This window comes from Ruegeria sp. CDSA020, from assembly GCF_059612345.1.
Window position 1 is genome coordinate 355711 of record NZ_JBXWQK010000006.1, and the last position, 23643, is coordinate 379353.

A 23643-nucleotide genomic window follows, 5' to 3' on the forward strand; every position below is an offset into this window, starting at 1 on the left:
TCAAGAAAAAGGCCCTCGGTTTCCGGGGGCCTTTTTCTATTGGACTACAGCTCCGCCCGAATAGCGGCGACCGCGCGCCCTTCGAAATCACCAAACTCGGCCGCTTTGGACTGGCTGGCCCGCAGGGCATCTAGACGCGCGGCATAGTCATCGACCGAAGCGGCTTGAATCGCACTCCGAATGTCGGCCTCGGAATCGCACAGGATCATCCCGGATGTGTCGAAGAAATCATCAATATTGGGACAGCCCCAATAGATCGGCACTGTCGAGCACAAGATCGCGTCTGTCAGCTTTTCCGAAAAGTAATTCCGCTCCCGCACATTCTCGATCACCACCGAATAGCGATATGGGGCCAGCCCGTCAGACTTTCGGTCAAACGGAGTATAGCCACGCCCCATAATATCGACATCTGCCCCGGATTCACGAACCCAGTCGATCACGGAATGGCGCAGCTGATGTCCTTCGAGATCACGTTTGGCCGAGGCGATCAAAGAACAGGATTTAGATTTCTCGACCAAAAGTTCTCGCCAATCAGGCACCATCGTCACGCCATAAGGCAGAAACACGGCGTTTGGGATACCTTGCAACAAAACATCATGAAAGGTCAGCACCCGGAAGAACCGCCGCCACGTATAGCGCAACATGCGATCATGTTTGGCATGGATGGCCGAAGGCTCTCCCATCATCAAAGATATCCGCGCACGTGTTCCCCGACGAAGACGCAGATGTACGGTGGAATTGGGGTACATGATCAGATGGTCCGTGTGCGCAAGATCGCCCACTGTTTTTCCGATCAGACGATCCGGGCAACCTTCGGGCCAGGTCAGTTCCGACAAAGGAACCGTGGCCAGTTTCGGCCCTAACCGATGCCCATAGGGCAATATGGCGATTGCAGGTTCTGTCATCATCCGGCATCTGGCAAATTAACCTGACCCCGCATCAGAATATGCCCGCGACCGGCGACCTTGATGCCTGTCATCGCATCCGATGGGCCAGCTCGGGTAACAGTCGCCTGACCGGGGCGCCCCATATCATGGCCTTGCTCGGCAATAAAAACGTCCTTTGGCATCAGCCCATGTTTCCAGAGATACGCCGCCATCGCACCTGTGGCAGATCCGGTAAACGGATCCTCGGGCGGGCTGGGCGGGGCCAACAGCAATCTCGAGAATGTATCGCCTGCTTTGGTCGCGCCTTTGAGCGTTACAAGAAAAGGTTCGGCCATATCGGAGCCGGAAAAGCCCGCCTTTTCGGCAATCTCGCGCAAAGGCCTTTCGACCAGTTTTGCCGCGCGCAGGGCGTCGTGATCACGAAGAACAGTGACACAGAAGGGCAGCCCGGTAGAAACAAATTGCGGCGGCGAGATGATCGCCTCTTTGGGCAGGCTGATGGCAGAGGCGACCAGCTCGGCGGGAACATAGGCGCCGAATTGTGGTGCAATCTGCGTCATCTCGATTTCATCACCGCTGATGCAGATAGAAACGATCCCCGCGCCGGTTTCAAGCGTCAGGGTATTGCCTTGCAGCATTCCTCTGGACTGCATTGCAGCTACGGTTGCGATCGTGGGATGCCCGGCAAAGGGGATTTCGCGACTGGCCAGAAAATAACGAACCCGGAAATCGGCCACATCGGACGGGCCAGTAAAGGTGCATTCAACCAAGGACGTCTCGCGCACATAGGCCATGCAGACGTCTTCGGACAGAGCTGCCCCACCATGAACAACAGCGCACCCATTGCCACCAAAGGCGCGATCGCTGAAGGCGTCTACCCAGTCAAAGTCGAACCAATTCATGTGTCGTGCACTCCGATATTCGAACCATCATAGGTTCGACTGTCTCGCCCGACAGGCCATGGATGTCACGAGGAAAACGTACGGAGGTCGCTTTAGTGCACGGCCACCGGTGAAAAATCATGCTCGCGCGCCAGGTTAAACGCCAGCTTGCGATCAGCAACCAGTGCCAGTTGCTGGCCGTCGGCATCGTGTACCGCATATAGCAGGCTCAGATCTCCGGCCTGTTCGCGAACTTCCCGAGGTAGATCGGCGACTTCAACTGTTTTGACATAGACGATCCGATCGCCTTCGGCGTTGATTTCAAACGGTGTATTCATTGCTCTTACCCCTTCCTTATGTTGATCGTTTGCACCACGGTTTCGGGCACGGCGCGGGTCAGATCCACATGCAGCAGACCATTTTCAATGATCGCCTCGCCAACCTCGACCCCATCGGCCAACACGAACATGCGCTGAAACTGACGTGCCGCGATCCCACGGTGTAGAAAGATACGTCCTTCGCTGTCGTCGCGCTGACGTCCCCGGATCACCAACTGTCGATCTTCGATGGTAATCGACAGGTCCTCTTCTGCAAACCCGGCCACGGCCAAGGTAATGCGGTAGGAAAAATTCGAGGTCTGTTCAATATTATAGGGCGGATACCCCTCATTTCCGGCCTTTGCAGACCGCTCCAGAAGGCGTTCCAACTGCTCGAACCCCAAAAGATGCGGGTATGAGCCCAGAGTAAGTTTAGACACGTATTTTCGTCCTTTATTGCCAAAGCGACGTGTTGTGCGGCCCCATTCTGGCAACCGCGTATAATAGAATATGGGAATATACAGCGATGTCCACAAGGTCTGGCCGGATCAAGCCTGACACACTATCTTGTGTGACAAGCACCACAACAACTCTGAGTCGCCAATGAACGCGCCCACCGATCTTTCGATGAAAACTGATGAGGTTCTGCGGGTAGAGCTGGAAGTTTTCCGCCGTCAACACCGTGATCTTGACGAAGCAATCGAGGCGCTTCAGGCCACTGGCACCTCGGATCAACTGACGATCAAACGGTTGAAAAAGCAGAAACTGCGCCTGAAAGACATCATTCGCCTGATCGAAGACCGCCTGACCCCAGATATCATCGCCTGAGACATCTGAACCGCATTGCCACAAAGGCGGATTTGGCTATAGTTCGCGCTCTTTCGGAAGGCAGGGACGCAAGCGGATGAGCGACGTTAAAGTGGGGATCATCATGGGAAGCCAGTCAGACTGGTCCACGATGAAAGAAGCCGCAGACATTCTGGATGAGCTGGGCGTGGCCTATGAAAAACGCATCGTTTCAGCGCACCGCACCCCAGATCGCTTGTGGGACTATGGCAAGACTGCTGTCTCGCGCGGATTGCAGGTGATCATTGCAGGGGCCGGCGGGGCTGCGCATTTACCGGGCATGATGGCCTCGAAAACACGCGTTCCTGTGATCGGCGTTCCGGTGCAGACGCGGGCACTGTCTGGCGTCGATTCGCTCTATTCCATTGTTCAAATGCCCAAAGGGTTCCCGGTTGCGACTATGGCGATCGGGTCGGCAGGCGGCGCCAATGCGGGGCTGATGGCCGCTGGCATTCTGGCGCTGCAGGATAACGCTCTGGCCGGCCGGCTGGATGCCTGGCGCGACGCGCTATCGGCCTCAATCCCCGAAGAACCCGAGGGATGAGCCGGATCGGATTCATCGGTACGGGCCATATTGCGGCCCCGATGGTGCGTTTTTTGGCCCGTAAAGGGCACGAGATCTCCGTGACAGAACGCAATGACCAGGTTTCAACCGCGCTAAAGGCTGAACTGGGTGTGTCTGTCACGACGCCACAGGCCGTGATTGATGCATCCGAGATCGTGTTCCTGTGCCTGCGCCCACATATCGCTGCGGACGTTCTGGCCGCCTTAACGTTTCGATCCGACCATCAGATCGTCTCGGTCATGGCAGCAGTTTCGAAAGATGAACTAACCGAGCTCTGCTCTCCGGCGCCGGCAATCGTGCAAACCATTCCGCTGGGATTTTTGGAAGCCGGTGGCTGCCCGCTGGTCGCTTTCGGCAACGATCAACTGCTGGCCGATTTGTTCGCACCGGAAAACCCGGTGATCAAGGTCGCAGATGAGGCGGCACTGAACGCCCATTTCGCCATTTGCGCCATGGTTCCCGGCCTTCTGGACCTGATGGCGACCGGAGCAACTTGGCTGGGAGACACAACCGGAGACGCAGCCGGGGCCGAATTCTACACCACCCAGTTGGTATCGGGCTTTCTGCACGCGATGGATAAGAAGGCCGCAGGCCGCCTAGAGGCCGAACGCGATGCGCTGGCCACTGACGGCACGCTGAGCCTGCAAATGACACAGACCCTGCAAGATCAGGGCGCGCACAAGGCATTGCACGCAGCACTTGGCGCTATTGGCAAACGTTTGGAGAGTTGAGAATGGTGGAAATGCTTGCCCCCGGCGCGACAATCGGGATTTTGGGCGGCGGTCAACTGGGCCGTATGCTGTCCGTTGCTGCAGCCCGGCTGGGTTTTATGTCGCATATTTATGAACCCGGTGCGACCCCGCCTGCGGGTCATGTGGCGGATCGGGTGACCACCGCCTCTTATGAAGATGCCGAGGCCCTCAAGGCCTTTGCCGAAGCAGTCGATGTCATCACCTATGAGTTCGAGAACATTCCCACCGAAGCACTGGACATACTGGAAGCCCACCGCCCCATCCGCCCGGGGCGCGAGGCGCTGCGGGTCAGTCAGGATCGACTGAACGAAAAGGCTTTCTTGCAAGGGCTGGGCCTAAATACAGCGCCCTTGGCCGATATCACGGATCTGGACAGCTTGAAGGCTGCGATTGACCAGATCGGCACCCCTGCCATCCTGAAGACCCGCCGATTTGGCTATGACGGTAAGGGACAGGCCCGGCTACGCAGCCCCGATGACGCTGAAACTGCTCTGGCTGATATGGCGGGCGCGCCTGCGATCCTTGAAGGGTTTGTCGATTTCAGCCATGAGGTATCAATCATCGCCGCGCGCGGATTGGATGGTCAGGTCGCCTGTTTCGACCCCGGTGAGAACGTGCATCGCGATGGCATTTTGCATACCACCTCCGTCCCTGCCCGCCTGCCCGCAGCAAAGCGCACAGATGCGATCCTGCTGGCGGCAAATATCCTGAACGCCTTGGACTATGTCGGCGTCATGGGGGTCGAGTTGTTCGTGACCCCGCAGGGTCTGATCGTGAACGAGATCGCACCGCGCGTGCATAACTCGGGCCATTGGACACAGAATGGCTGCGCGGTGGATCAATTCGAGCAACATATCCGTGCCGTGGCAGGCTGGCCTCTGGGCGACGGGCAGCGTCATTCAGACGTGGTGATGGAGAACCTGATCGGCGACGATATGGACCGCGTACCTGAACTCGCGACCGAACGTGATGTTGCGCTGCATCTTTATGGCAAGGCCGAGGTGAAGGCAGGCCGCAAGATGGGTCATTTTAACCGCATCACGCGGTAAATCAGCCGACAAACCGCGCGGCGATATCCCCGGCCATATAGCTGACGCGCCCGGCAGCCAGCGTTGCCGCGACACGGTTTGTATCTGCCTCCAGAATGACCAGATCGGCACGCTGCCCGGGTGTGAGCATGCCGCGATCTTGCAACCCAAGTACGCGGGCTGGCCCTGACGACACCAGCGCCCATGCGCCCGCCATGTCCAGAAGGCCGGATTTGGCCAGCATCAAGGCTGCCCGGCGCGGGCTGGGATAGTGATAATCCGAGGCCAGCGCATCGCACAGCCCCATCGCAATCAGGTCCAGCGCGCTAACATTCCCTTTATGCGACCCGCCGCGTACTACATTGGGCGACCCCAGGATGATGTGATCCCCGGCGGTGCGGGTTGCCTCGGCGGCTTCCAGCGTTTCGGGGAACTCTGAAATCCGCGCGCCCCGCGCGCGCCATTCGGCACGAGTTTGGGCTTTGGCGTCATCGTGGCTGCCCATGCGGACGCCCTGCTTTGTCAAAGCAGTACAGAGTACATCCAGTGCGGTAGGCACCTCATCCCGGCGAGCATGCATCGACAGCAGCATTTCGAAATGCACCTCGGGATTGCGACCGGCCTTGAGCGCCTGTCCGGTCAGACGCGGGGGCTTACGCCCCTCAGCCAGACGGTCATGCGGCAGGTGGTCGTTGAACACGACATAGGGCACCTGCCAAGCCGCAATCTTTTCTGCCAGTCCGGCGTAATCGTCCAGCATATGCGTTTCGAACCGAAGCTGGGGCATCAGATCGGTGACGGTGTGGTCCTTGACTGCCGCAATGGCATTAAACACCTGCCCTGCGAACTCAGGCCCGCGCACCCCGCCTTCCCAACTGTAAAACTGGGCCAGAACGGCTGTGGTGATGCCATTGGCCGCCAGTTCAGCCTCGACCGAGAGGATCCCTTCGTTCATCTGCTTCATGGCACCGCGACGGGGCGCGATGTGCCGTTCAAACCCATCGCCATGCAAGTCGATAATACCGGGCAGAACCAGATATCCTGACAGGTCGATCTGCCGCCCGGCAGGGCCTGTCTGAACCACGCCATCGGCAATGGTCAGATCGACATCCGTCAGCCCCTCGCCGGGCAGAAGAACCTCTGCACCGGTCAGAGTCAGGCTTAATGCGGTCATTGCGTGGACTCCGAGTCAGGTTCCGAGCAATCCTGTCCGATGCAGATCTCGTCAATAGCTTCCATCACCCCGTCAAGCCAGGTGATCTGCGGGTCAAACTGGCCGAATTCAATGAAGTGCAGGGCCTGAGCCATGACCCGCGGATTGTTCATCATGAACGTGTGGGTCACCGGCAGAACCAGGTGATCAGTCATTCCTTCGACCTTGGTGCTTTCAACCGAAACCTTACCGTCATCAGGCCCATCAATCAGTGAAGAAAATACTGGGTTTAAGGAGTTTTCGCCTGCGATAACACCTAGTTCAAAATCCACCGGCGGTAGACGACCCGGGATCCCTTCGGCGCCTGTGCCCAGTTGAAGGCCCGCAGGTCCGTTGAGATAGCCGAACACCTCCCACGCGCTAAGTTCATCGACCAGTTGGCTGCCCTGATTGGGCGGCCCCAGCATGACGACACGACCCAGGTTTTCCGGGCTATGATCCTTGAGCCAATAGCGCAACAAAATGCCGCCCATCGAATGTGCCACCACATTGACAGTGTCATCGCCACAAGACGCAAAGGCATCAGGAATGGTTTGTTCGGCCAGTTCGGGAATACCGATCTCGGTCGAGGGATAGCCCGGGCGCACAACCGAATAGTCATGTGACTTGAACAGCTGCTCCATCACGGTGAAAGAGGCCTCGGTCCGCGCAAGACCATGCAACAAGACCACGCATTTCGCGCTGGCCGCGGCGGGGAGCAGAAAGAAAAGCAGGGCGATCAGAATTTTCATAAGCGCCAGATAATGCCTAAGCGCCGCTGATGAAAGCCCTACCCCCGCTGACGTCGCAGCACCGCCAGCGCAATGCCGCCCAACACCAGCGCTGCGCCAATCAAAAGCCGGGCCTCTGCTGTTTCGCTCAGCAAGAGGACACCGCCCAGAATAGCAATCACGGGCACGCTCAACTGCACTACAGCTGCAACGGTCGGAGCCAGTTGGGGCAAAACACGATACCACAACGCATATCCCAGCCCCGAAGTGACCGCCCCGGATATCGCCGACAGCAACAAACCGGTGCCCGTCATCTGCCAACCTCCGCCGAGCAGCAGCAAAGCTCCGGCCGTCACCGGAAGGGCAATGACGAAATTCGCCGCCGTACCGGCAAGCGCATTTGGCTCGGACCGTCCCGCCAGAGAATATGCTGCCCAGCCAATCCCGGCAGCGCACATCAGGGCGGCTCCGACCGGGTCCACGCGAACCGTGCCCGACGGCCAAAGCACATAGGCGAGGCCACACAATGCAATCGCCGCCCCCAGAAGTTGCTGTCGTGTCGGTGAGTTTCCAGTCACGGCAGTGACCACGAACATCGTGATTTGCACCACCCCGAAAAGGATCAAGGCGCCCAGCCCAGCATCCAGTGTAAGATAGGCGATCGAGAACCCGATCATGTAAAGCGACAAGGCGCCAGCGCCAATGAACCGGCGAGAGCTGCGCAACGGCAGGCTGCCGCCACGTATCAAAACCAGCACCGCCAGCATCAGCGCCCCTGCCAGAACGCGCATAACCGCAAACCCGGCCGGGTCGCTATCGCCGCCTTCAACGGCCATCCGGTTCAGAATAGAGTTCGCTGCAAAGGCGCACATGGTGAGGGCGGTCAGAAGGAACAGTCGCATATCAACCCGATATCGGTTTCACACCGGTTTGGGTACTCACTTTCCTGAAGGGACCGGTTAGACCGTCGACCTCGGAACAGTTTGAGCCACAGTTTCAGTCAAAAGCGGCGTGTCAAAACGAAACGGGGTCGCCCGAAGGCGACCCCGTTCCTTAGCTCTGCAGCTCCCCTCTGGGCGGTTTGGCTATGCTGCCAAGCGCCTGTGGGGCCGTCAGAATTCGCCTAAGCGAATTCGACGTTTTACATCATGCCGCCCATGCCGCCCATGTCGGGCATGCCGCCGCCAGCAGGTGCATCTTTCTGCGGCTTGTCAGCAACCATTGCTTCGGTAGTGATCAGCAAGCCAGCAACCGACGCTGCATCTTCCAATGCGGTACGGACAACTTTGGCCGGGTCAATCACGCCGAATGCGAACATGTCACCATATTCTTCAGTCTGCGCGTTGAAGCCAAATGCCACATCATCGCTTTCGCGAACTTTGCCAGCAACAACCGCACCGTCAACGCCTGCGTTTTCAGCAATCTGACGCAGCGGAGATTCGATGGCTTTACGAACAATGTTGATGCCCGCGTCCTGATCGGCGTTTGCGCCTTGCAGGGTGTCCAGTGCTTTACCGGCCTGAACCAGAGCAACACCGCCACCCACAACAACGCCTTCTTGAACAGCAGCGCGGGTCGCGTTCAGAGCATCGTCCACACGGTCCTTACGCTCTTTCACTTCAACTTCGGTCATGCCGCCGACGCGGATAACAGCAACACCGCCTGCCAGTTTGGCAACGCGTTCTTGCAGCTTTTCACGGTCGTAGTCCGACGAGGTTTCTTCGATCTGGGTGCGGATCTGAGCAACACGTGCTTCGATCTCGGCTTTTTCGCCAGCACCGTCGACGATGGTGGTTTCGTCTTTGGTGATTTCGATTTTCTTGGCAGTGCCCAGCATGTCCATGGTCACGGACTCAAGCTTCATGCCCAGATCTTCGCTGATGACCTGACCGCCGGTCAGGATTGCGATGTCCTGCAGCATGGCCTTACGGCGATCGCCGAAGCCCGGTGCTTTGACAGCAGCAATTTTCAGGCCGCCGCGCAGTTTGTTAACAACCAGAGTTGCCAGCGCTTCGCCTTCAACGTCTTCTGCAATGATCAGCAGCGGCTTTTGCGACTGGATCACCTGCTCGAGCAGCGGAACCATCGGCTGAAGCGAGGACAGTTTCTTTTCGTGCAACAGGATCATGCAGTCTTCGAGGTCTGCAACCATCTTGTCAGCGTTGGTGACAAAATAAGGCGACAGGTAGCCGCGGTCGAACTGCATGCCTTCGACAACATCGGTCTGGGTTTCCAAGCCTTTGTTTTCTTCGACGGTGATAACACCTTCGTTGCCGACCTTCTGCATCGCGTCTGCGATTTGCTGGCCGATCTCGGTTTCACCGTTGGAAGAAATGGTGCCAACCTGAGCAACTTCAGCCGAGTCTTTGACTTCACGCGAGGCGTTCTTGATGCCTTCAACAACCTTGGCAGTTGCCAGATCGATGCCGCGCTTCAGGTCCATCGGGTTCAGGCCCGCTGCAACCTGCTTCAGACCTTCTTTGACGATGGACTGAGCCAGAACGGTTGCGGTGGTGGTGCCGTCGCCGGCTTCGTCATTGGTGCGGCTGGCGACTTCTTTCACCATCTGCGCGCCCATGTTTTCGAACTTGTCTTCCAGTTCGATTTCCTTGGCAACCGAAACACCGTCTTTGGTGATGCGCGGTGCGCCGAAAGATTTGTCCAGAACCACGTTGCGGCCTTTGGGGCCCAGGGTCACTTTGACAGCGTCGGCCAGGATGTTCACACCTGCCAGCATGCGGTTACGGGCATCGGTGTCGAACTTGACGTCCTTAGCAGCCATGTCGTTTCTCCTTGAGAAAATGTATTGGGATGAAGATCAGAGGAAGCGCGTGGGCTTACTCGATGATCCCCATGATGTCGCTTTCTTTCATCATCAGCAGCTCTTCGCCGTTGACCTGAACCTCAGTGCCCGACCATTTGCCGAACAGGATCTTGTCGCCAGCTTTTACAGCCATTGCGATCAGCTCGCCACTGTCCTTGCGTGCGCCTTCGCCGGTCGCAACAACTTCGCCTTCGCTGGGCTTTTCTTTTGCGCTGTCGGGAATGATCAGACCACCAGCGGTTTTCTCATCGCTTTCGGTACGGCGAACCAACACGCGGTCATGAAGCGGTTTCAATGCCATCTTTGCAGCTCCTTGGGCTCAAAGTTTATCTATCCTCCCCTCACCTTGCGGCGAGGCGTTAGCACTCGACCCTTGCGAGTGATAACGGCGTATAGCTAGGGGGTCGAAATCCCTGAGTCAACAAGCGTGAAGAATTTTTTATCCTTGGGACTCAATCAGGCTGATCCCAGCTATAGGCCCAGTGCTTCAGACCTTCTTGTCCGGATTCCGACAAGACGTAGACACCTTTTTCAATTTTGTCGAACCAGCCATAATGGTTTTCGCGCATTAGCCGGGTCGCAATCGAAACACCGGTTGCCTTAGCAACATCTGCCCCTTTTGTGGCACCACATTCTGCAAGATGCGCCGCACAGCGCAAAGCATCCTGACGATAGGCGGTGACGAGGCCGTGGCGTGTGGCGCCGCCTGCGTTCGGATCACCTTCAAGCCTGTCAAACTCGCGCAGCAGCCGCGCTGTTTTGGCCTTGTCCTTTCGCGGGACGTAGGGCCCAGGATCACAATGCACCTCGACAACGCCATCCGCCCGAACAGTTATCAGGCCAAGGCCCAACCTTCGACATAGCACCGTGTTGTCCTTCAACGCGCGCCTGGCCGTGCGTCCGCGGGGCTTGAGAACACAGATATAGACATTTTCAGTAACCTTCAGTCGGGTGATTGCCTGGTGAAACAGCGCCAATGAGAAACGCAACTTCAACTCTACAATCACAGGCTCTTCACCCTCACGAACAGCCATGACATCGACCGCACCGACCTCGCCTTTGACGGTATAGCCCTGACGCTCTAACAGCGCCTTGATTGGGGGGTAGAGATCCTGCTCGCGGTCCATGTGGCTCATGCTATTCGAATTACTGTGGAATGCCAGACACAGATCAGGTCAGTGTCCATCCTGGCAGGTTGAACACCGGCCTTGGCCCCGGCAAGGTCGCACCCCATATAGGGATTGATCCAACCAGGATGGTACGATGCGTTTTTTGATCTTTTTGGCTTGTCTGCTGGTACCTTTCTCGGCCCAAGCGGCCTGCGAGGGGCGCGACCTGAGGTCTGACCTAAATCCAGAGGCGCAAGCTGATTTGCAGCAGGCTTTGGCCGACTTCCCGTACCCGGAAGGCAATCACTGGATCGCGACAAAAGGCGATACAGTTCTGCATCTGATAGGAACGCTGCACACAAACGACCCGCGTATGGACGCCGTCACAGAAAGGTTGGAACCGACACTCAGCCAGGCGGATGCGTTCTATTTCGAAGTGACCCAGGACGAAATGACTGCATTTGAACAGGAACTGGCCAAAGACCTCAGCCCTGTTCTGATCACCTCAGGTCCCACCCTGATTGAGCTGATGCCGGAAGAGGACTGGGCCGCCCTGTCCAGCGGCCTGGCAGAGCGTGGCATCCCCAGTTGGATGGCTGCAAAAATGCGCCCCTGGTTTCTGAGCATGATGCTGGGTGTCCCCCCATGCATGACCGAGAATCCGGAAGCCAGCTATGGAATGGACGCGCGCCTGACCGACATGGCCGAAGCCCATGACATCCCCCAGTACTCGTTAGAGCAGATTGACGATCTGATGGCGATGTTTGACCAGCACCCGATCGAAAAGCAGGTGCAATCACTGATCCGCATGGCCAGTGCCTTTGAAAGCAGCGAGGATCAGCTGGCGACTATGGTCAATGCCTATCTAGAAGAAAAGCACGTAGAGATCATCCAATTTGCCAGACTACAAGGGCTTGAAACATCCGGTCTGTCACAAGAGGTCTTCGACGAAGAGTGGTCCAGTTTCGAACAGCAACTTCTAGTCGGGCGCAACAACAACTGGATGCAGCACATATTGGCCATTCAGGACCAAACGGTGGTCATTGCTGTGGGCGCCGGACATTTGGGCGATGACCATGGTCTGTTGAACCAGTTGGAACAGGCTGGATACACGCTGAAACGTGCCGCTTTCTAGGCCCGGCCTTACCCTTCGTCGCAGTTTACGCAGGGGCGGGTGACAAGTGTGCCAGACCACCCTATAAGGCGCCCAAATCTACTCTCCTCAGGACGCTGAAATGACAACCCTCGTATTTGGACATAAATCCCCCGACACTGATTCCACCGGTTCGCCGATCCTGTGGTCGTGGTACATGAACGAAATCAAAGGCGAACAGGCCGAGCCTGTCCTGCTGGGTGAACCCAACACTGAAGCAGCCTTTATGCTGCAGCACTGGGACCTGCCCAAGCCGCGCATCATCACAGACGTAGAGGCTGACGCACCGGTTGTTATTGTCGACACGAACAACCCCGCCGAGCTGCCCGCCAGTATCAACGGCGCCGATATCCGCGCCATTATCGACCACCATAAACTGGTCGGCGGTCTGGAAACCAAAGGCCCGATCGACATCACCGTGCGGCCGCTGGCCTGCACCGCCACTATCATGGTCGACATGATCGGCGACGATGCCGCCAAAATGCCCGATGCCATCAAAGGCGCGGCGCTGACCTGCATCCTGTCGGACACGTTGGAATTCCGCTCGCCCACCACAACCGCGCATGACCGCGCTGTGGCCGAAAAACTGGCCGCGGATCTGGGTCTGGACGTCTCGGCCTATGCTGCAGAAATGTTCGCGGCCAAATCAGATGTGTCCTCATTCTCGGACGCCGAGCTGATCCGGATGGACAGCAAGGAATACGAAGTCGACGGCACCAAATTCCGCGTTTCGGTTCTGGAAACCACAGCACCGGGTGTCGTGCTGGACCGCAAAGACAGCCTTGCGGCGTCGATGGCCGACGTAGCCAAAGAGGACGGTGTCGATCAGGTATTGCTGTTCGTGGTCGATATTCTGAACGAAGAAGCCACCCTACTGGTTCCCAACGATCTGGTCAAAGCCGTGGCCGAGAAAAGCTTTGGCGCTTCGGTTGATGGCGACGCGGTCGTTCTGCCCGGGATCATGAGCCGTAAGAAACAGATCATTCCGAACCTCAAGGTCTGATCCCAAAATCACCAAAGGCGCCTTGATCGGGCGCCTTTTTTGCTAGGCATTGCCCTTACTGGCCAAACACCACACGCACTGTCTTAGGCTCAAACGACACTCTTTCCAGATCAATGGGGGCCCATCATGACGCAGATCATCCACGCATTGCCCGAGGTTTCCAGCCGTTATAAGGCCCTGTTCGTCGATCTTTGGGGCTGTGTTCACAATGGCATCACCGCTTACCCCGAAGCGGTTGCGGCCCTGCAGGCCTATCGCGCGCAGGGTGGCATTGTTGTCCTGGTGACAAACTCACCCAAACCGCGTGCTGGCGTCGCCACCCAGCTGGCGCAATTCAATGTCCCAGACGACGCCTATGACACGATTGCAACCAGCGGAGATTCGGCCCGGTCGGCCATGTTCCGGGGCGCAGTGGGCGAAAAGGTCTATTTCATGGGCGAATGGCAGCGGGACGCGGGATTCTTTGAACCGCTGAAGTTGTTGGACCACCCGATTCATATCGAGCGCGTGCCGCTGGCCGAGGCAGAGGGCATTGCTTGTTGCGGCCCCTTCGATCCTATGGCCGATCCGTCCGTGAACCGTGCTGATTTCCTGTACGCCAAACAAAAGGGGCTGAAGCTGCTTTGTGCCAATCCCGATATTGTGGTGGACCGCGGCGAGGTTCGGGAGTGGTGCGCTGGTGCGTTAGCCAGGCTTTATACGGAAATGGGTGGCGAAAGCCTATATTTCGGAAAGCCTCATCCGCCGATCTATGATCTTGCCCGCCGCAGGTTGCAGGAACTTGGCCACGACATCCCCGATGGGGACATTCTTGTCATCGGAGACGGTCCGCACACCGACATTCTGGGGGGAATGGGGGAAGGCATTGATTCTCTTTTCATCTCGGGCGGGCTAGCCGCGGCCGAGACAAAAACCGAGGCACATCCGCATCATGAATCCCTAACTGATTATATTCAAAAGGAAAAGATAAACCCGACCTATACGATCGGCCGCCTTAGGTAGTCAAAAAAGGCTTGATTTTCTGCAGTTGCAAAGTAATAAAGTTTCCCAACAGGGGTGACTTTGATTTTTTTGTTGCCCGATGAATTCGAGTGAGGGCAACATGTTGGATAATCTTCCACGCGGCACGATCTGTATTGAAGACATCGAGATGGGCATGTCCCGTCACCTTCGTAAAGTGGTGACGGACGAGGATATCGAAATGTTCGCTCAGGTGTCGACCGACAGAAACCCCGTACATCTGGACGACGATTACGCCCGCGACACGATCTTCGAGGGGCGCATCGCGCATGGGATGCTGACCGCGGGTCTGATCTCGGCCGTGATCGGCGAGCAGTTGCCAGGCCACGGCACAGTTTACATGGGGCAGTCGCTGAAGTTTCTCGCTCCTGTTCGCCCGGGTGACATGGTCTATGCCGAGGTCAAGGTGATCGACATTGATTTTGCCAAGCGTCGGGTCAAGCTCGATTGTCACTGCGCAGTGGATGGCAAGAAGGTGCTGGTCGGCGAAGCCATGGTGCTGGCCCCGTCGCGCAAATTCGACTGAGCGTTTCCGGGGGTCTCAGACCCTTGAACAAGCGCGCCTGTCCCGCTAGGCAGTCGCTATGCGCATCATTCGTGACCTCCAATTCATCGAACCCCAAGATCGCGGCGCCAGCGTGGCGATCGGGAATTTCGACGGCGTTCATATCGGCCACCAATCTGTGATTGAACTGGCCCTCAGCGCCGCGCCGAGTGCACCTTTGGGCGTACTTACATTCGAGCCGCATCCCAGAGAATACTTCGCCCCGGACACCCCGCCCTTTCGCCTGATGCGCGGCAATGCCCGCGCGCACCGGTTAGCAAAACTGGGGGTCGAAAAGCTGTATGAGCTGCCGTTCAACGCCGCATTGGCTGGCCTGACGCCCAGGGAATTCGCCCGCAACGTAATCTGCGACGGGCTCGGCCTGTCGCATGTCGTCGTAGGTGCCGATTTCTGTTTCGGCAAAGGCCGCAGCGGCACCGCTGATGACTTGGTGCTCTTTGGGCAAGAGATGGGGTTCGGTGTCACCATCGCTCCGTTGATGGAGCGGTCCGAAAATGTCGTTTCTTCCACTGCGATCCGTACTGCACTAACCGAGGGCCGCCCGCAGGATGCCGCTACTATGTTGGGTCACTGGCACCGGATCGAAGGCGAGGTGATCGGAGGCGAACAACGGGGCCGTGAACTGGGATTTCCCACCGCAAACATGTCCATTGAGGGGCTGCATCCGCCAAGATTCGGCGTCTATGCCGTTCTGGTCGATGTTCTGGATGGACCTCATCTGGGCAGCCATCAGGGCGCAGCCTCGGTTGGGACGCGACCGATGTTCAATGGTGAAGTCCCCAATATCGAAACCTTCCTGTTCGACTTCTCGGGTGACCTTTATGGCGCGACCCTGTCGGTGGGTCTGGTAGAATACCTGCGCCCCGAGATGACCTTTGACGGTCTGGACGGCCTGATCGCGCAGATGGATGCCGATTGCGACAAGGCCCGCGGCCTGCTGGCGGACCGATGACAACGGATCCGATCGACCGCACCGGCCTGGCCCCCAGGTTCTGGGAACGAAAACCGCTAACCCGCATGAACCAAGCCGAATGGGAAGCTTTGTGCGATGGCTGCGGCAAATGTTGTCTGAACAAACTGGAAGATGAAGACACCGGCGAGGTTGCCCTGACCTGCGTCGCCTGCCGTCTGCTGGATGACGAAAGTTGCCGCTGCACCCAATACGATATCCGCCACCAATTTGTGCCGGAATGTATCGTGATGACGCCGGGCAACATCAACGATCACGCCTATTGGCTGCCACAGACCTGTGCCTATCGCCTGTTGTGGGAGGGCAAACCCCTACACGACTGGCACCCCTTGATTTCTGGCACACCGGACAGCGTTCATGCCGCCGGAGTCTCGGTTCAGGGGCGCACGGTATCGGAATTCGAAACTCCGCTGGAGGAGTGGGAAGATCATATCATCGAGGAGCCCAGCTAATGTACTTTGCCTCTGACAATTCGGGGCCGGTTCACCCGGCGGTCATGGAAGCGCTGAATGCTGCCAATCAGGGCTATCAGATGGCCTATGGAACCGACACCCTGATGAATGAGGTCCGGGATCGCATTCGCGGGGTGTTCGAGGCACCTGGCGCCGCCGTGTATCTGGTGGCCACCGGGACGGCCGCGAATTCGCTGGCGCTGGCGACGCTGGCGCAGCCGTGGGAGACGGTGTTCTGCTCACCTGTGGCCCATATCCACGAGGATGAGTGCAACGCGCCCGAGTTTTACAGCGGCGCCAAGCTGACGCTGGTTCCGGGCGCGGACAAGATGGCGCCGGACGCGCTGCGCGGCTCGATTCTGGCCGAAGAAACACGCGGCGTGCATGGACCGCAGCGCGGACCTGTATCCATTACGCAGGTGACCGAACGAGGGTCTGTTTACACCCTGTCAGAATTGCAGGCGCTCTGCGCTGTGGCCAAAGAGTATGGGCTGCCAGTCCATTTGGACGGTGCGCGTTTTTCCAACGCCCTTGTTGCGTTGAACTGCTCACCCGCCGAGATGACGTGGAAAGCAGGCGTGGATGCGGTCAGTTTTGGCGGGACCAAAAACGGGCTGATGGGCGTCGAAGCCGTTGTCTTCTTTGATGAAAGCAAAGCCTGGGAATTCGAATTGCGCCGCAAGCGCGGGGCGCACCTGTTCTCCAAGCACCGCTATCTGTCCGCCCAAATGGCGGCGTATCTGCAGGATGATCTGTGGCTGACACTGGCCCGTCAGGCCAATAACAACTGCGCCCGTCTGACCGAGGGATTGCAGTCCAAAGGTGCCTCTTTCCTGCACGCGCCGCAGGCGAATATGATTTTTGCCCAGTTTTCACGCGCCCAACACAAGCAACTGCATGCCGCAGGTGCTGTTTACCACCTGTGGGGGGCAGAACTGGACGGGGCAGATGACAGCGAAATTCTAGCCTGTCGGCTGGTTTGTGACTGGTCCATCGAGCCTGCGCAAATTGATCGGTTCATCGCGCTCTTGTAACGACGCACCCGAAGCTTCAGGCAGTGGCAGGCAGTCTGTTCCAAAAAGCCTCGATCAGAGTGCCGGTCTCTGTCGGGTGGGAGATCGGAGCCATATGCCCTGCCCCTTCGATCACGGCGCTTTCGGCCATTGGAAGACGGGATTTCAATCCAGAGTTTATCGCGACCATCACTGGGTGGGTGAGCGCCCCATGCAGCAGCAATACCGGCATATTGGCGTGTGCGATCCGCTCGGGCCGTAGCAAACCTTTGGAATCCATTATCAGTTCGTTTTCGACCTCGGATACCAGATGAATTCCACGCACCATCCCCGCCCGTGCAGTTTCGGGCATGTCTGACCAACGCGGTCCCCTATCTCCGGCCCACAACCGGTTGAACAGCCTTGCCGCCAGAGGTTCGTCGCCTGATGCAAGCGCGTCCATACAGGGTTGGGCAACATGCGCGTATTCCGCCACAAGGTCCGGGGCCTCCTGCTGTGCCACGGCAAAATACACCGGTTCTATCAGGACGACACTGCGAACCAATGTTGGGTGCTCGACCGCCAGCCGCAAGGCTATCGCCGCGCCAAAAGAATGCCCGACCACGTCCATCGGCTCGGTCAGATGTTCAAGTGTGGCTTCGGTCAGCCGGTCATACAGATCCCCCTGGCGATCCCAGTCCGGGCTGCGCCCATGGGACAGCATATCCGGTGCAATAAAACTTGCCTGCCCTTTCATCGCCGCGGCTAGGCCTGCCCAGACCCCGGAATGAGCAATGGTACAATGCAAGGCCAGCACAGGGCGATCACCCTGCCCCAGCCGCGTGACATGCAGGTTCTGCGCAACAGCCATTATAGAATCCTATCCCCTCAGATCGGCCAGATGCCTGTCCAGGTCGTCCAACCTGTCCTGACCCCAGAACCGCTGATCGTCTTCCGTTAAATAGAACGGAGCTCCAAAAACTCCGCGTTCCACGGCTTCTTCCAGATTGGCGGTATAGGTCTCAGCCCCGAGCAGCAAGCCGCCAACGGCCAGATCCGGGGAAAACCCTGCGTCAGCCAGGCAAGCGCGGATCACGTCGTCCTGCGCGATGTCCTTTTCCTCGGCCCAGCAGGCGCGTACAAAGGAATGCACCAGCTGCCCCACATTCCCCGACCCGTCCTGAATGGCCGCGATAATGGCATAGGAAGACGGCGCCGCATTGGTGGGCCAATGGGCCGGTTGCAGGTTGAACGCCATACCCAGCTTTTTTGACTGTCGCTGCATTTCTTGCGTCCGGTATTCGATGCGCGAGATATGGCGGTCCTTGGGCGGAACACCTCCCGTACGTCCGAACAGGGCGACGATATCAAGCGGCTTGTAGTTGATTGTCGCACCATGTTTGGCCGCAATCTCCTCCAGGCGCAGTCCCGCCAGGTAGGTGTATGGCGAGAGTGTCGCAAAATAGTAGTCAATTTGGGCCATGTTCACTTTCTCCGCAGCGTTATCTTTGCTGGACGGTAAGGCCATGCTAAGCGGTGTCAACATCACGAATCTGTCACATTTGCCATTGCTGCCCGGGGACCTCAGCCGATGCCGACACTTCACGAACCCAAGTTAATCGCTGGGAACGCTAATCTTCCGCTTGCCGAATCCATTGCACGCCGAATGAGCCTGTATCGCGGCGTCGATCAGGGTCTGGTCGATGCCCGGGTCGAACGGTTTAACGACGGTGAAATCTTTGTCGAAGTGTTCGAGAACGTGCGCGGCGAAGATATGTTCATCGTCCAACCCACCTCGAACCCGGCCAATGACAATCTGATGGAGCTGCTCATCATTGCTGATGCGCTGCGCCGTTCGTCGGCCCAACGGATTACCGCCGTGATCCCCTATTTCGGCTATGCCCGCCAGGACCGCCGCACCAAGGCCCGCACACCGATCAGCGCCAAGCTGGTGGCCAACATGCTGACTGGCGCCGGGATCGAGCGCATCCTGACCATGGATCTGCACGCAGCGCAGATTCAGGGGTTCTTCGACATGCCTGTCGACAACCTTTATGCCTCGCCGATCTTTGCGCTGGATGTGAAACATCAGTTCAAGGACAGCCTCGACGAGATCATGGTCGTTTCGCCCGATGTGGGCGGCGTGGCCCGCGCGCGCGAGTTGGCCAAGCGGATCAACGCCCCGCTGTCGATCGTGGACAAACGCCGCGAAAAAGCCGGCGAAGTCGCTGAGATGACCGTAATTGGCGATGTCAGAGACAAGATCTGTTTGATCGTGGACGACATGTGCGACACGGCCGGTACCCTGTGCAAAGCGGCGCAAGTACTGCTGGATAATGGTGCGAAAGAAGTTCATTCCTACATCACACACGGCGTCATGAGCGGCCCTGCGGTCGAACGCGTGACCAATTCGGTGATGAAATCTCTGGTGCTGACCGACACGATCCAGCCGACAGAAGAAATAACCAAGGCCAAGAACATCCGCATCGTGCCCACGGCCCCGATCTTTACGCAGGCGATCCTGAATATCTGGAACGGCACCAGTGTATCGTCATTGTTCGAGGATAAGACGCTGACGCCGATCTACGAGTCAATGTATCATAGGGATTGATCGAACGCGGCGGCCCAAGGGCCGCCTCTTTTCTTTCTGCAATTCAGGTCGGAGTTTACCGTGACAGCCTCAAAACGCATTGTTCTATCCAGCGACCACGCAGCTATCGAATTACGCCAGGCGGTTGCCTCTCATATTGCGGCCCAGGGATGGGACGTCGTCGATATCGGCCCCAAGACACCTGAGAGCACCCATTACCCTGTTCATGGCAAGGCCGCCGCCCAAGCAGTGGCCTCCGGGGATTGTCAGCTTGGCATCGTTCTGTGTGGAACGGGTCAAGGTATCATGATGGCGGCCAACAAGGTCCCCGGCATTCGCTGCGGTGTCTGCTCGGATGCCTTTTCCGCACGCATGATCCGCCAGCATAACGACGCCAACATGCTGTCTGTCGGCGCCCGGGTCGTGGGTGAGGGTCAGGCGCTGGATATAGTGGATGCGTTCCTGTCAGCCGAATTCGAAGGCGGACGGCATGCACACCGGGTCGCCATGATAGAGGCATTGGACGAGTCCTAAACCCAAGGCTGGCTTCACAGAATATCCCAGTCATCCTCATGCGGCACCTCGCCGAACGCTGTCCAAGATATTCGGATGCGCGCGATGCGGGTATCCGACCAGGTACGGAACACCGCAGCAAATCCCTCGGGCGTGATGTCCTCGGCCTTGACCTCGGCGCGCAATGCCGAAGATGTATCAACATCCCACAGTGACACGCTGATCTGTACAACAGGCGCGGAACGGAATGGCTGGCTGAATTCTATGTCCGACCGTCGTTCGCGCGGCCCCTCGCCTGTCCACATGTCACCGCCATCTGCGAAGTCGGAGAACAGCACAACTTCGCCTTGGTCGATACCAATCGGATGGGTACTAAAAGTCTGCATTTTGTCGTCTTTTATAAAGAATTACGGAACCTTAGACCGCCCTTCATCCAAAATCACCACAAAAAAACGGCCCCGCACAGGCAGGGCCGTTTCTAAATCTACATGTCCTGAAACTTACAGGCTCATATGTGTCCCAAGAGCTTCCATATCGGCCAGCAGCTTGGCCGCATCGTCGACGACTGATTGATCGTCGCCGCCTTTGGCCGCGTCATGCGACGCACGTGCCTCGGCGATCAGATCGTCCAGATGCGCGCGGGTCACTTCAGAGACCGGAATGGCCTTCTCGGCCAGAACCGACATGCTGTCGCCATTGATCTGGGCAAACCCGCCGGTGACCAGGTATTCGCTGGACCCTTCGGGTGCCTCGACCTTTAGCAGACCGGGGCGCAACGTGGTGATGGTGGGGGCATGATCGGGCATCGCCGTCATGTCCCCGTCCGCGCCGGGAAGCTGGACCGCAGTCACCGCGAGTGAAGCAAGGCTCCGCTCGGGGCTGACGAGGTCAAAGTGCATCGTGTTTGCCATCAGGTGTGCTCCTTAGGCGGCTTCTGCGGCCATCTTTTCCGCTTTGGCGATCACTTCATCGATGCCGCCAACCATCAGGAAGGCTGCCTCGGGCAGGTGATCGTATTCGCCGGCCACAACGGCCTTGAACGACGCGATGGTGACATCCAGAGGAACCTGAACACCAGGCGAGCCAGTGAAGACTTCGGCCACGTCAAACGGCTGCGACAGGAAGCGTTCAATCTTACGGGCACGGGCCACGGTCAGTTTGTCTTCTTCCGACAGTTCGTCCATGCCGAGGATCGCGATGATGTCCTGCAGCGACTTATAGCGCTGGAGGATCTGCTGAACGTCAGTCGCAACGGTATAATGCTCTTCACCGACGATGGCCGGGTCGAGCAGACGCGAGGTCGAGTCGAGCGGGTCAACGGCAGGGTAGATACCCTTTTCCGAGATCGCACGGTTCAGAACGGTGGTCGCATCCAAGTGTGCGAACGAGGTGGCCGGCGCAGGGTCGGTCAAGTCATCCGCAGGAACATAGACGGCCTGAACCGACGTGATCGAGCCGGACTTGGTCGAGGTGATGCGTTCCTGCATCGCGCCCATGTCGGTCGCCAGTGTCGGCTGATAGCCCACCGCCGAAGGAATACGACCCAGCAGAGCCGAAACCTCGGAACCCGCCTGCGTAAAGCGGAAGATGTTGTCGACAAAGAACAGAACGTCGGCACCGGTTGCATCACGGAACTGTTCCGCCAGGGTCAGACCCGACAGAGCGATCCGCATACGGGCTCCCGGAGGCTCGTTCATCTGGCCGTAAACCAGCGCGATTTTCGAGTCTTCCAACTTGTCGGGAACGATAACGCCGGATTCAATCATCTCGTGATACAGGTCGTTGCCTTCACGGGTCCGCTCACCAACGCCCGCAAACACGGACACGCCCGAGTGCACTTTGGCGATGTTGTTGATCAATTCCATGATCAGAACGGTTTTGCCAACACCGGCGCCGCCGAACAGGCCGATCTTACCGCCTTTGGCGTAAGGGGCCAGCAGGTCAACAACCTTGATGCCGGTCACCAGAACTTCGGATTCAGTGGCCTGATCCGCGAAATCCGGCGCGTCCTGGTGGATGGAGCGCGTTTCGGTGGTTTCCACGGGGCCTTTTTCGTCGATGGGCTCGCCCACAACGTTCAGGATACGGCCCAGGGTCGCGTTGCCGACTGGAACCGCAATCGGTGCGCCGGTGTCCGTGACTTCGGCACCACGTACAAGACCTTCTGTCGCGTCCATCGCAATGGTGCGGACAGTGTTTTCGCCCAGGTGCTGAGCCACTTCCAAAACCAGCTTCTTGCCGTTGTTGGTGGTGTCCAGCGCGTTCAAAATTTCAGGCAGTTCATCTTCGAAGTGCACGTCAACAACGGCCCCGATGATCTGTGTGACTTTGCCTTTTGCATTCGCCATGTTTCGTCTCCGGTTTGTCTCTACAGCGCTTCGGCGCCGGAAATAATTTCAATCAGCTCGTTGGTGATCACGGCTTGACGCGAACGGTTGAACTGGATCGTCAGCTTGTCGATCATCTCACCCGCGTTGCGTGTCGCGTTGTCCATCGCGGACATCCGTGCACCCTGTTCCGAGGCCCCGTTTTCGAGCAGTCCCGAGAAGATCGCAGTCGCAACCGCCTTGGGCAGCAGATCGGCCAGGATGGCCTCTTCGCTGGGCTCATAATCAAAGACCGCGCCGCTGTCGTCCCCTTCGACATCCTCGAAAGAGGCAGGGATGATCTGCTGTGCCGTCGGGGTCTGGCTTACGACGTTGACGAACTTCGAGTAGAAGATCGTGGCAACGTCGAACTCACCCGCGTCGAAACGGGACAGGACGTCTTTGGCGATGTCCTGCGCGTTGGTATACCCCAGACGTTTAACTTCGCTCAGATCGACATGGCCCACGAACAGATCGCCAAAGTCGCGCTTGATTGCGTCACGACCTTTTTTGCCAACGGTCAGAATCTTAACCGTTTTGCCCTTGGCCTTCAGCTCATATGCTTTGGCGCGGGCCAGCTTGGCGATGTTCGAATTGAAGCCGCCACACAGGCCGCGTTCAGCTGTCATGACAACCAGCAGATGGACATCATCACTGCCCGTACCCCGGAGCAGCTTGGGGGCGCTGTCGCTGCCCCCGACCGATGCCGCCAGCCCCGCCATCACGGCATTGAACCGTGCGGCATAGGGGCGCGAGGCTTCGGCAGATTCCTGGGCGCGGCGCAGTTTTGCGGCCGCGACCATCTGCATGGCCTTGGTGATCTTGCGGGTCGATTTGACCGACTCGATCCTGTTTTTTAGATCCTTAAGATTTGGCATGTGCCCGCC

The 23643-nt window shown here is 58.0% G+C and carries 29 protein-coding genes; 13 read left to right on the forward strand and 16 right to left on the reverse strand.

Annotated elements, in window-relative coordinates:
• Window positions 1–44 precede the first annotated feature (44 nt).
• The 4 genes from AC2FJW_RS13325 to AC2FJW_RS13340 all read right to left on the reverse strand — a co-directional run bounded on the left by AC2FJW_RS13325 (window position 45) and on the right by AC2FJW_RS13340 (window position 2525).
• A complete protein-coding gene (locus tag AC2FJW_RS13325) occupies window positions 45–905 on the reverse strand; it encodes a glycosyltransferase family 10 fucosyltransferase (RefSeq protein ID WP_496694708.1) in 861 nt (286 codons plus the stop codon).
• A complete protein-coding gene (locus AC2FJW_RS13330) occupies window positions 905–1789 on the reverse strand; it encodes a PhzF family phenazine biosynthesis protein (protein ID WP_142636545.1) in 885 nt (294 codons plus the stop codon). Before AC2FJW_RS13330 ends, AC2FJW_RS13325 begins: the two co-directional genes overlap by 1 nt.
• Before the next feature lie 92 nt (window positions 1790–1881).
• Window positions 1882–2106 (reverse strand): DUF1150 family protein, encoded by a 225-nt coding sequence (locus AC2FJW_RS13335; protein WP_142636543.1) that lies wholly within the window; start codon window positions 2104–2106, stop codon window positions 1882–1884.
• A 5-nt stretch (window positions 2107–2111) separates the two neighbouring features.
• Window positions 2112–2525, reverse strand: coding sequence for an Hsp20 family protein (locus AC2FJW_RS13340; RefSeq protein WP_142636541.1), 414 nt, complete (start codon window positions 2523–2525; stop codon window positions 2112–2114).
• Between the two features lie 163 nt (window positions 2526–2688).
• Here AC2FJW_RS13340 and AC2FJW_RS13345 point away from each other — a divergent pair, with 163 nt between their 5' ends.
• The 4 genes from AC2FJW_RS13345 (at window position 2689) to AC2FJW_RS13360 (ending at window position 5297) form a co-directional block, all read left to right on the forward strand.
• Window positions 2689–2913: a YdcH family protein gene (locus AC2FJW_RS13345; protein ID WP_037308505.1), complete on the forward strand. Its 225-nt coding sequence runs from the start codon at window positions 2689–2691 to the stop codon at window positions 2911–2913.
• A 76-nt stretch (window positions 2914–2989) separates the two neighbouring features.
• Complete coding sequence (gene purE, locus AC2FJW_RS13350; protein ID WP_142636539.1) at window positions 2990–3475, forward strand: 5-(carboxyamino)imidazole ribonucleotide mutase; 486 nt, start codon at window positions 2990–2992, stop codon at window positions 3473–3475.
• Window positions 3472–4227, forward strand: a complete 756-nt coding sequence (locus AC2FJW_RS13355) for an NAD(P)-binding domain-containing protein (RefSeq protein WP_281972656.1) — start codon at window positions 3472–3474, stop codon at window positions 4225–4227. The genes purE and AC2FJW_RS13355 overlap by 4 nt, the downstream gene beginning before the upstream one ends.
• A gap of 2 nt (window positions 4228–4229) precedes the next feature.
• Window positions 4230–5297: a 5-(carboxyamino)imidazole ribonucleotide synthase gene (locus tag AC2FJW_RS13360; protein WP_496750296.1), complete on the forward strand. Its 1068-nt coding sequence runs from the start codon at window positions 4230–4232 to the stop codon at window positions 5295–5297.
• Window position 5298: 1 nt separating this feature from the next.
• On the opposite strand, the gene AC2FJW_RS13365 is transcribed toward AC2FJW_RS13360, so the two are convergent.
• The 6 genes from AC2FJW_RS13365 to AC2FJW_RS13390 form a co-directional block, all read right to left on the reverse strand.
• A complete protein-coding gene (locus tag AC2FJW_RS13365) occupies window positions 5299–6450 on the reverse strand; it encodes an alpha-D-ribose 1-methylphosphonate 5-triphosphate diphosphatase (protein WP_496750297.1) in 1152 nt (383 codons plus the stop codon).
• Window positions 6447–7220, reverse strand: a complete 774-nt coding sequence (locus tag AC2FJW_RS13370) for an alpha/beta fold hydrolase (RefSeq protein ID WP_496750298.1) — start codon at window positions 7218–7220, stop codon at window positions 6447–6449. Before AC2FJW_RS13370 ends, AC2FJW_RS13365 begins: the two co-directional genes overlap by 4 nt.
• Before the next feature lie 38 nt (window positions 7221–7258).
• Window positions 7259–8101, reverse strand: coding sequence for a DMT family transporter (locus AC2FJW_RS13375; protein WP_496750299.1), 843 nt, complete (start codon window positions 8099–8101; stop codon window positions 7259–7261).
• A 239-nt stretch (window positions 8102–8340) separates the two neighbouring features.
• Complete coding sequence (groL, locus tag AC2FJW_RS13380) at window positions 8341–9981, reverse strand: chaperonin GroEL (RefSeq protein ID WP_496693887.1); 1641 nt, start codon at window positions 9979–9981, stop codon at window positions 8341–8343.
• Between the two features lie 55 nt (window positions 9982–10036).
• Complete coding sequence (locus AC2FJW_RS13385) at window positions 10037–10324, reverse strand: co-chaperone GroES (RefSeq protein ID WP_120632017.1); 288 nt, start codon at window positions 10322–10324, stop codon at window positions 10037–10039.
• 151 nt (window positions 10325–10475) lie between these two features.
• Entirely contained in the window at window positions 10476–11150 is a 675-nt protein-coding gene (locus tag AC2FJW_RS13390) for a DUF2161 domain-containing phosphodiesterase (protein WP_496750317.1), read from the reverse strand.
• A 136-nt stretch (window positions 11151–11286) separates the two neighbouring features.
• Between AC2FJW_RS13390 and AC2FJW_RS13395 the strand changes: the two genes are divergently transcribed.
• The 7 genes from AC2FJW_RS13395 (at window position 11287) to AC2FJW_RS13425 (ending at window position 17329) form a co-directional block, all read left to right on the forward strand.
• On the forward strand, window positions 11287–12267 hold the full coding sequence (locus tag AC2FJW_RS13395; protein WP_496750300.1) for a TraB/GumN family protein: 981 nt from the start codon (window positions 11287–11289) through the stop codon (window positions 12265–12267).
• 100 nt (window positions 12268–12367) lie between these two features.
• A complete protein-coding gene (locus AC2FJW_RS13400) occupies window positions 12368–13288 on the forward strand; it encodes a manganese-dependent inorganic pyrophosphatase (protein ID WP_281972652.1) in 921 nt (306 codons plus the stop codon).
• A gap of 126 nt (window positions 13289–13414) precedes the next feature.
• Entirely contained in the window at window positions 13415–14290 is an 876-nt protein-coding gene (locus tag AC2FJW_RS13405) for an HAD family hydrolase (RefSeq protein WP_142636518.1), read from the forward strand.
• 100 nt (window positions 14291–14390) lie between these two features.
• Entirely contained in the window at window positions 14391–14834 is a 444-nt protein-coding gene (locus tag AC2FJW_RS13410) for a MaoC family dehydratase (RefSeq protein ID WP_074736482.1), read from the forward strand.
• 58 nt (window positions 14835–14892) lie between these two features.
• Complete coding sequence (locus tag AC2FJW_RS13415; protein WP_496750301.1) at window positions 14893–15825, forward strand: bifunctional riboflavin kinase/FAD synthetase; 933 nt, start codon at window positions 14893–14895, stop codon at window positions 15823–15825.
• Window positions 15822–16295 (forward strand): YcgN family cysteine cluster protein, encoded by a 474-nt coding sequence (locus AC2FJW_RS13420; RefSeq protein ID WP_142636512.1) that lies wholly within the window; start codon window positions 15822–15824, stop codon window positions 16293–16295. The genes AC2FJW_RS13415 and AC2FJW_RS13420 overlap by 4 nt, the downstream gene beginning before the upstream one ends.
• Complete coding sequence (locus AC2FJW_RS13425; RefSeq protein WP_496750302.1) at window positions 16295–17329, forward strand: threonine aldolase family protein; 1035 nt, start codon at window positions 16295–16297, stop codon at window positions 17327–17329. The genes AC2FJW_RS13420 and AC2FJW_RS13425 overlap by 1 nt, the downstream gene beginning before the upstream one ends.
• 16 nt (window positions 17330–17345) lie before the next feature.
• Here AC2FJW_RS13425 and AC2FJW_RS13430 read toward each other — a convergent pair whose 3' ends face one another.
• Both AC2FJW_RS13430 and AC2FJW_RS13435 read right to left on the reverse strand, forming a co-directional pair.
• Window positions 17346–18158, reverse strand: a complete 813-nt coding sequence (locus tag AC2FJW_RS13430; protein WP_496750303.1) for an alpha/beta fold hydrolase — start codon at window positions 18156–18158, stop codon at window positions 17346–17348.
• A 9-nt stretch (window positions 18159–18167) separates the two neighbouring features.
• On the reverse strand, window positions 18168–18770 hold the full coding sequence (locus AC2FJW_RS13435) for a 2-hydroxychromene-2-carboxylate isomerase (protein ID WP_496750304.1): 603 nt from the start codon (window positions 18768–18770) through the stop codon (window positions 18168–18170).
• 108 nt (window positions 18771–18878) lie between these two features.
• On the opposite strand from AC2FJW_RS13435, the gene AC2FJW_RS13440 reads away from it, so the two are divergent.
• Complete coding sequence (locus tag AC2FJW_RS13440; protein ID WP_142636504.1) at window positions 18879–19898, forward strand: ribose-phosphate pyrophosphokinase; 1020 nt, start codon at window positions 18879–18881, stop codon at window positions 19896–19898.
• Window positions 19899–19958: 60 nt separating this feature from the next.
• The gene (gene rpiB, locus AC2FJW_RS13445; RefSeq protein ID WP_281972651.1) at window positions 19959–20411 is read left to right on the forward strand and encodes a ribose 5-phosphate isomerase B; all 453 of its coding nucleotides are present in this window, start codon (window positions 19959–19961) and stop codon (window positions 20409–20411) included.
• Window positions 20412–20425: 14 nt separating this feature from the next.
• Here the strand turns inward: rpiB and AC2FJW_RS13450 are convergent, their stop codons facing one another.
• From AC2FJW_RS13450 to AC2FJW_RS13465, 4 genes are all read right to left on the reverse strand, one after another.
• Complete coding sequence (locus tag AC2FJW_RS13450; RefSeq protein WP_142636499.1) at window positions 20426–20776, reverse strand: H-type lectin domain-containing protein; 351 nt, start codon at window positions 20774–20776, stop codon at window positions 20426–20428.
• A 114-nt stretch (window positions 20777–20890) separates the two neighbouring features.
• Window positions 20891–21301, reverse strand: a complete 411-nt coding sequence (locus tag AC2FJW_RS13455) for a F0F1 ATP synthase subunit epsilon (protein ID WP_142636498.1) — start codon at window positions 21299–21301, stop codon at window positions 20891–20893.
• A gap of 12 nt (window positions 21302–21313) precedes the next feature.
• Window positions 21314–22738 (reverse strand): F0F1 ATP synthase subunit beta, encoded by a 1425-nt coding sequence (gene atpD / locus AC2FJW_RS13460; protein WP_282021532.1) that lies wholly within the window; start codon window positions 22736–22738, stop codon window positions 21314–21316.
• Window positions 22739–22758: 20 nt separating this feature from the next.
• On the reverse strand, window positions 22759–23634 hold the full coding sequence (locus tag AC2FJW_RS13465; protein WP_496691024.1) for a F0F1 ATP synthase subunit gamma: 876 nt from the start codon (window positions 23632–23634) through the stop codon (window positions 22759–22761).
• Between the last annotated feature and the right edge of the window lie 9 nt (window positions 23635–23643).

Coding starts and splice junctions, on each gene's coding strand:
- AC2FJW_RS13325 (WP_496694708.1), bottom strand. CDS start 905: ATGACAGAACCTGCAATCGCCATATTGCCCTATGGGCATCGGTTAGGG.
- AC2FJW_RS13330 (WP_142636545.1), bottom strand. CDS start 1,789: ATGAATTGGTTCGACTTTGACTGGGTAGACGCCTTCAGCGATCGCGCC.
- AC2FJW_RS13335 (WP_142636543.1), bottom strand. CDS start 2,106: ATGAATACACCGTTTGAAATCAACGCCGAAGGCGATCGGATCGTCTAT.
- AC2FJW_RS13345 (WP_037308505.1), top strand. CDS start 2,689: ATGAACGCGCCCACCGATCTTTCGATGAAAACTGATGAGGTTCTGCGG.
- purE (WP_142636539.1), top strand. CDS start 2,990: ATGAGCGACGTTAAAGTGGGGATCATCATGGGAAGCCAGTCAGACTGG.
- AC2FJW_RS13355 (WP_281972656.1), top strand. CDS start 3,472: ATGAGCCGGATCGGATTCATCGGTACGGGCCATATTGCGGCCCCGATG.
- AC2FJW_RS13360 (WP_496750296.1), top strand. CDS start 4,230: ATGGTGGAAATGCTTGCCCCCGGCGCGACAATCGGGATTTTGGGCGGC.
- AC2FJW_RS13365 (WP_496750297.1), bottom strand. CDS start 6,450: ATGACCGCATTAAGCCTGACTCTGACCGGTGCAGAGGTTCTTCTGCCC.
- AC2FJW_RS13370 (WP_496750298.1), bottom strand. CDS start 7,220: ATGAAAATTCTGATCGCCCTGCTTTTCTTTCTGCTCCCCGCCGCGGCC.
- AC2FJW_RS13375 (WP_496750299.1), bottom strand. CDS start 8,101: ATGCGACTGTTCCTTCTGACCGCCCTCACCATGTGCGCCTTTGCAGCG.
- groL (WP_496693887.1), bottom strand. CDS start 9,981: ATGGCTGCTAAGGACGTCAAGTTCGACACCGATGCCCGTAACCGCATG.
- AC2FJW_RS13385 (WP_120632017.1), bottom strand. CDS start 10,324: ATGGCATTGAAACCGCTTCATGACCGCGTGTTGGTTCGCCGTACCGAA.
- AC2FJW_RS13390 (WP_496750317.1), bottom strand. CDS start 11,150: ATGGACCGCGAGCAGGATCTCTACCCCCCAATCAAGGCGCTGTTAGAG.
- AC2FJW_RS13395 (WP_496750300.1), top strand. CDS start 11,287: ATGCGTTTTTTGATCTTTTTGGCTTGTCTGCTGGTACCTTTCTCGGCC.
- AC2FJW_RS13400 (WP_281972652.1), top strand. CDS start 12,368: ATGACAACCCTCGTATTTGGACATAAATCCCCCGACACTGATTCCACC.
- AC2FJW_RS13405 (WP_142636518.1), top strand. CDS start 13,415: ATGACGCAGATCATCCACGCATTGCCCGAGGTTTCCAGCCGTTATAAG.
- AC2FJW_RS13410 (WP_074736482.1), top strand. CDS start 14,391: ATGTTGGATAATCTTCCACGCGGCACGATCTGTATTGAAGACATCGAG.
- AC2FJW_RS13415 (WP_496750301.1), top strand. CDS start 14,893: ATGCGCATCATTCGTGACCTCCAATTCATCGAACCCCAAGATCGCGGC.
- AC2FJW_RS13420 (WP_142636512.1), top strand. CDS start 15,822: ATGACAACGGATCCGATCGACCGCACCGGCCTGGCCCCCAGGTTCTGG.
- AC2FJW_RS13425 (WP_496750302.1), top strand. CDS start 16,295: ATGTACTTTGCCTCTGACAATTCGGGGCCGGTTCACCCGGCGGTCATG.
- AC2FJW_RS13430 (WP_496750303.1), bottom strand. CDS start 18,158: ATGGCTGTTGCGCAGAACCTGCATGTCACGCGGCTGGGGCAGGGTGAT.
- AC2FJW_RS13435 (WP_496750304.1), bottom strand. CDS start 18,770: ATGGCCCAAATTGACTACTATTTTGCGACACTCTCGCCATACACCTAC.
- AC2FJW_RS13440 (WP_142636504.1), top strand. CDS start 18,879: ATGCCGACACTTCACGAACCCAAGTTAATCGCTGGGAACGCTAATCTT.
- AC2FJW_RS13450 (WP_142636499.1), bottom strand. CDS start 20,776: ATGCAGACTTTTAGTACCCATCCGATTGGTATCGACCAAGGCGAAGTT.
- AC2FJW_RS13455 (WP_142636498.1), bottom strand. CDS start 21,301: ATGGCAAACACGATGCACTTTGACCTCGTCAGCCCCGAGCGGAGCCTT.
- atpD (WP_282021532.1), bottom strand. CDS start 22,738: ATGGCGAATGCAAAAGGCAAAGTCACACAGATCATCGGGGCCGTTGTT.
- AC2FJW_RS13465 (WP_496691024.1), bottom strand. CDS start 23,634: ATGCCAAATCTTAAGGATCTAAAAAACAGGATCGAGTCGGTCAAATCG.